Source organism: Marinobacter sp. (assembly GCF_041686475.1).
In the GTDB taxonomy this organism is placed as follows: domain Bacteria; phylum Pseudomonadota; class Gammaproteobacteria; order Pseudomonadales; family Oleiphilaceae; genus Marinobacter.
Genome location: NZ_JAWLDU010000113.1, coordinates 1 through 4,723, shown reverse-complemented (window position 1 = coordinate 4,723; position 4,723 = coordinate 1). Strand labels below are relative to the sequence as shown.

General features: G+C 58.5%; 5 protein-coding genes and 1 pseudogene. 2 read left to right on the top strand and 4 right to left on the bottom strand.

The window, feature by feature from the left end; genetic code table 11:
* Together ACESMB_RS14770 and ACESMB_RS14765 are read right to left on the bottom strand one after the other, a co-directional pair.
* Positions 1 to 341 (bottom strand): annotated as a pseudogene (locus ACESMB_RS14770) (hypothetical protein); the annotation flags it as partial.
* A 31-nt stretch (positions 342 to 372) separates the two neighbouring features.
* On the bottom strand, positions 373 to 1,542 hold the full coding sequence (locus ACESMB_RS14765; protein ID WP_372971960.1) for an ABC transporter substrate-binding protein: 1,170 nt from the start codon (positions 1,540 to 1,542) through the stop codon (positions 373 to 375).
* Positions 1,543 to 1,719: 177 nt separating this feature from the next.
* Between ACESMB_RS14765 and ACESMB_RS14760 the strand changes: the two genes are divergently transcribed.
* Together ACESMB_RS14760 and ACESMB_RS14755 are read left to right on the top strand one after the other, a co-directional pair.
* On the top strand, positions 1,720 to 2,931 hold the full coding sequence (locus tag ACESMB_RS14760; RefSeq protein WP_372971959.1) for a histidine kinase: 1,212 nt from the start codon (positions 1,720 to 1,722) through the stop codon (positions 2,929 to 2,931).
* 25 nt (positions 2,932 to 2,956) lie between these two features.
* Positions 2,957 to 3,613 (top strand): response regulator, encoded by a 657-nt coding sequence (locus ACESMB_RS14755; protein ID WP_372927613.1) that lies wholly within the window; start codon positions 2,957 to 2,959, stop codon positions 3,611 to 3,613.
* Between the two features lie 2 nt (positions 3,614 to 3,615).
* On the opposite strand, the gene ACESMB_RS14750 is transcribed toward ACESMB_RS14755, so the two are convergent.
* The gene (locus ACESMB_RS14750) at positions 3,616 to 4,269 is read right to left on the bottom strand and encodes a pentapeptide repeat-containing protein (RefSeq protein WP_372927614.1); all 654 of its coding nucleotides are present in this window, start codon (positions 4,267 to 4,269) and stop codon (positions 3,616 to 3,618) included.
* An 82-nt stretch (positions 4,270 to 4,351) separates the two neighbouring features.
* A partial coding sequence (locus ACESMB_RS14745) for a PQQ-binding-like beta-propeller repeat protein (RefSeq protein ID WP_372971958.1) occupies positions 4,352 to 4,723 on the bottom strand: 372 nt, incomplete at its 5' end.

The following is a 4,723-nucleotide window of genomic DNA, read 5'->3' as shown; positions in this document are numbered from 1 at the left end:
TCATTGGCGATGTAGAGGTGGCGATTGTTGGGGTGCAAAGCAAACTGCTCCGGGTCCTCGCCGGAGGGCAGGGTGTCGATGATCTTGCGAGTCGCCAGGTCCAGTACCTGGACGGTGTCGTCGTCACTGGCACAGATGTAGAGCTTGGTGTAGTCCTTGGACAGCAGAATACCCCTCGGCCGGGCACCTACCTCAATGGTGTCCACGACTTCATTGGTCTCGGTATCGATTACGGAAAGCGTGTCATCTTTCTCGTTGGATACATAGGCCAGGCTTGCCAGCGCCGGGCTGGAAAGGCCGATGGCGGCTGCCAGGGTGGCTATCTTGAAAGCATTTTTCATGGTCAGTGTTCCTTGTTGTTGTTCAGTGGGGTCAATTGATCCGGCAGTCACTCTCCGGCCTGTCGTAGCCCAGGGTGTCCAGTTCGGAATCGGGATGGAGGAAGCCTTCCAGGGGAGGTGTCGCAACCAGTCCTTGTGGGTGAACCAGGGGGATTGGCTGGCGAAGCTGCCCGTTCCAGGGGCGGTAAGTCAGCTTGCGGCCCTTGAAGGCGGCGAGCTGGAAATCGTCGGAAAACAGGTACTCGCGAATGTTCGAGTGGCCAGCTTCACTGAGGCCGGTCACCGTGGTGCCGATGGACCGGACGGCGGCCCAGGCGGCATAATCCTCGCTGTTCATTTCACGATCCGCCAGTTCCCGGAAACGGTTCTGCAGTTGGGCCGCACCCCAGGCTTCAACCACCCGGTGCCAGGCCTCCGGACCCATGCCCTGGGTACCGACCACCGGGCGAGGCAGCCAGGTGTTGAATGGCACGTACTCCCCGAAATCACCACGTACATCGGCGACCACTACGGCATCGTAATCATTTGCCTGGGTGAAGGTGGGCAGTTCTTTGGAAGCCGTGCGCCGCAGGTCCGAATCGAAGGTCCAGGGTTTGTCGGCAATGATGTCCAGGCCGAACCGTTTGCTGGCGCGGCGGAAGGCATCTGCCCAGGCCTTGTCCTGTTCGGTGGGGCCGGTAATCAGGAACACTTCCTTCCAGCGCCGCATATTCAGCCACTGGGCAAGGGCGTCAGTCAGCATGGCGTAGGACGGAATAGTGTGCAGGACGTTGGGCTGGCATTCGCTGATCCGCAGGTCATCGTCCGAGGCACCGGCGTTGAACAGTAACGCTTTACCCTCAGCCTTTTCGGCCATCGCCCGCAGTGTATCTGCGGGAACGCGGGTCACAAGCAGATCAATGCCGTTCTCCAGCATGCCGTCGAGTGCTGCCAGGGCACCCTCGTCATCGCTGGTCATGACGGACTCCAGGGCATAATTCTGGTCGAGGAATTTGCCGGTGGCGTTGTTGTCGGCAATCCCCAGTTCGGCGCCTCTCAGGCCGGCATCTTCCGGCTCCGGGGTGACATTGGATAGGACCGGTCCCTGGTCGGGTGCCCAGTGAATGTAGCCGATGGTCACATCGAGAGCCACTGCAGAAGTGGGCGCCAGTAGCCAGCCACAGAAGACTGAAGCAATCAGTAGCCTGCCTTTAAGATCCATATTGCCGTCCTCTCTCTGAATATTTGTTTTTCTTGGACCCAGCTTAGAGAAGGTGGAAAGGCGCTGAAATATTCAGAAAGTAGGAAACTGCCGGTACTAAAGAACTATTCCCGGGAATTTTCACACCGTTAGCATGAAAATGAGGCAACTTTATTCAGGCAGAACGGGACTCCGATCATGAGGGCATACAGCCGGGTGGCGTTGTTGATGCTGGCAGTATTTGCCCTGGTTTATGGCGTCGGGGCTTTTTTCTACCTGAAACAGGCGAGACTGGATGTGGCCCGTGAACTGGATGGGATATCGACGTTGGCGGGCATGATTGGAGCGCCGGAAGAGGTTGGCCCGGAACTGATTGCAGGCCTCCGGCACTTGCGCCCGTTGTCGGATGAGGGCGTTGCGGATGGCAGTGGCGACGTCCCTATCTGGTTTATTCGCGCCCTGGGGGCCGACCAGGCGAGTGGACTTCCGGTCATCGGAGGCTGGCAGGTTGACCCGTACGATGAAGTAGAGGAAATCTGGGAAAACTTTGTTCTGGTGTCGCTGGCTTTTGGCATCGGTATGCTGCTGTGTTTTTCAGCGTTATTTGTGGCAATACGCCGGCTGACAGAGCCGCTGCGGCGAATCGGCAAGGCCATGGACGACATCGGTGAAGGGGAGCCCTCTCCACGCCTGCCACGGCAGCCAATAACAGAACTGGATCAACTGGTGCACCGGTTCAACGCCATGGCAGAAGCGCTGGAGACCGAGCAGAAAACCGTTGCCAGGTTACTGAACGAACTTCTTGAGCTTCAGGATCGTGAGCGGGCACACATTGCACGGGTGCTTCATGATGATCTTGGCCAGTACATTACCGGCATTCGCGCCCAGGCTCGCGGCTGGCTCTATGACCCGGAACTGAATGAGCGCCAGAAGGATCAGGCGAAGGAACTGGCTGAACACTGTGAGACCGTGCAGCAGCATTTTCGTCACCTGTTGCAGGATCTGCATCCTCTGGTCATGGAGCAGCTTGGACTGGGGTCTGCCATTCATCATCTGGTGGATCAGTGGCAGCAGCTCAGTGGCCTGACCTGTGAACTCTCGGTGGATGAATGTCTGCCGGAACTGACCGGTGAGAAACAGACCCACCTGTACCGGTTTGTGCAGGAAGCACTGAATAATGTCTCAAGACATGCGGCTGCAACCAAAGCCGTATTGGGTGTGACTGCGAAGCCCCCTGTGCTGCAGGTCGAGATTCGTGACAACGGCATTGGAGCCAACAACCTGTCGGCCAGAGCTGGCCTCGGGCTCCGTTCCATGTGCGAAAGGGCCCGCAGCCTGGGCGGTAAAGCCGAGTTCTTCAGCCGTTCAGGTCAGGGCACCAGGGTGTGTCTCACCATTCCCCTGAGCTGACAACCCCAAGCCCGGAGAAGCGCCGATGAAGCTGATCATTGTTGACGACCACCGAGTGGTAAGGCAGGGAATCTCCAGCCTGCTGCGGAGTATGATGCCCGGCCTGGAGATAGTCGAGGTTGAAACCGGCCAGGCTGCCATCGCCGCCTGGGGCGAACACCGCCCGGACCTGATGCTGCTGGATATGGGGCTGCCGGATATCTCCGGGCTGGAAGTAGCGCGGCGGATTCGTCAGCGCTGGCGTGGTGCCGGCATTGTGTTTTTTACCATGCATGATGAACTGCCGATGGTGAAGCAGGCGCTGGAGGTTGGCGGCATGGGTTTTGTGTCCAAGAACTGCGCGCCGGAGGAGCTTGCCGAAGCGGTAAAGCGGGTGGCTGCTGGTGAGCCCTACATTGAACATCCGATTGCCACTCGCCTGGCAATGAACCAGGAACGTCCGGTGGACCACCGGCTCAGGGATATGACCCAGCGGGAAATGGAGGTGCTGCTGATGTATGCCCGGGGCGAGGATATCCAGGGCATTGCCAGCCGCCTCTGCGTCAGCAGTAAAACCGTCTCCAATCACCTGGCGATGCTGAAGGGAAAACTGCAGGTGAGCTCTTCCGTTGAGCTTATCCACCTGGCGGTTGATGCCGGGCTTGTCCGCTACGGCCAGCTACCGGAACGCCCTCGGGCCTGAGCTCACCAGTCAAAGGGGCAGGCGGTGCAGCCTTCCATAAAGGTGTTCACAAAGGTTGCATAATGAATGCGGGTGCTTCTCATATCGGCATCCGCCAGGCTGGCATTACCGAATTTGGCTTCCTGGAGGTTGGCACCTACGAGACTTGCACCCTCGAGATTGGCCTTGGGCATCCAGGCGATCTCGAAGGTTGAATAGTCCAGAGTTGCCGCTTTCATCACGGCTCCGGAAAAACGTGAGAAGCCGAAGTTGCCGCCACTGAGATCCGACCCCGAAAAATCCGAACCCTGCGCGAACAGGTATTCTGCCTGTGCACCACGCAGGTCCGCCTCGGTAACATTGGCGCCGCGCATGGAAACACGGTAGAGGTGTACTCTCAGGCCGGTTACCCCCTCCAGGTTGGCACCGTCGAGCTGTGCGCCCCGCAGGTTGCTGTGATTGAGTATGGCTCCCTCAAGATTGGCGCCTTTGAAGTTAGCGGAATGCAAATCCATGTTCGACAGGTCTGCACCGCGCAGGTCAGCACCCGGACAGGTAGCTTCAGGCTGCAGCCTGCAGCCGTTGATAACTGGTGCATCTTCGACATCGGCAAGATAGTCGGCGGCCGCCAGTGGCAGGCTTGCGGCCATCAGGCTGATAAGCAGTTGTGTTTTCATGATCGAATTCCCTCGAAATACCCATTTGCAGGATGCTGAAAAAAGGCCCGGCGCAGGGCATCGGGCCAGTGCCGGGTAGACTTTAGCGGGAGGCCTGTGACCAGGAAGGCAATTTGAAGGCCCAGAAGGAGCCCCCCTGGGAAATTGGCTTGGTCAGTTCTGCCATTTCGCCCCCCCAGAGTGGGACTGCGCCGCCATAGCCGGAGACCACGCCAATATACTGCTCACCATCCATTTCCCAGGTGATCGGCGATGAAATAATCCCCGACCCTGTCTGGAACGACCAAAGTTCCTCGCCGGTTTTTGCGTCAAACGCCTTGAAATAACCATCACCGGTACCGGTGAAGACCAGGCCGCCCCTGGTGGTCAGCACGCCTGCCCAGAGTGGCAGCTTTTCCTTGTGTTCCCACTGCACTTCACCGGTAAGCGGGTCCATGGCCCTGAGGATACCAAC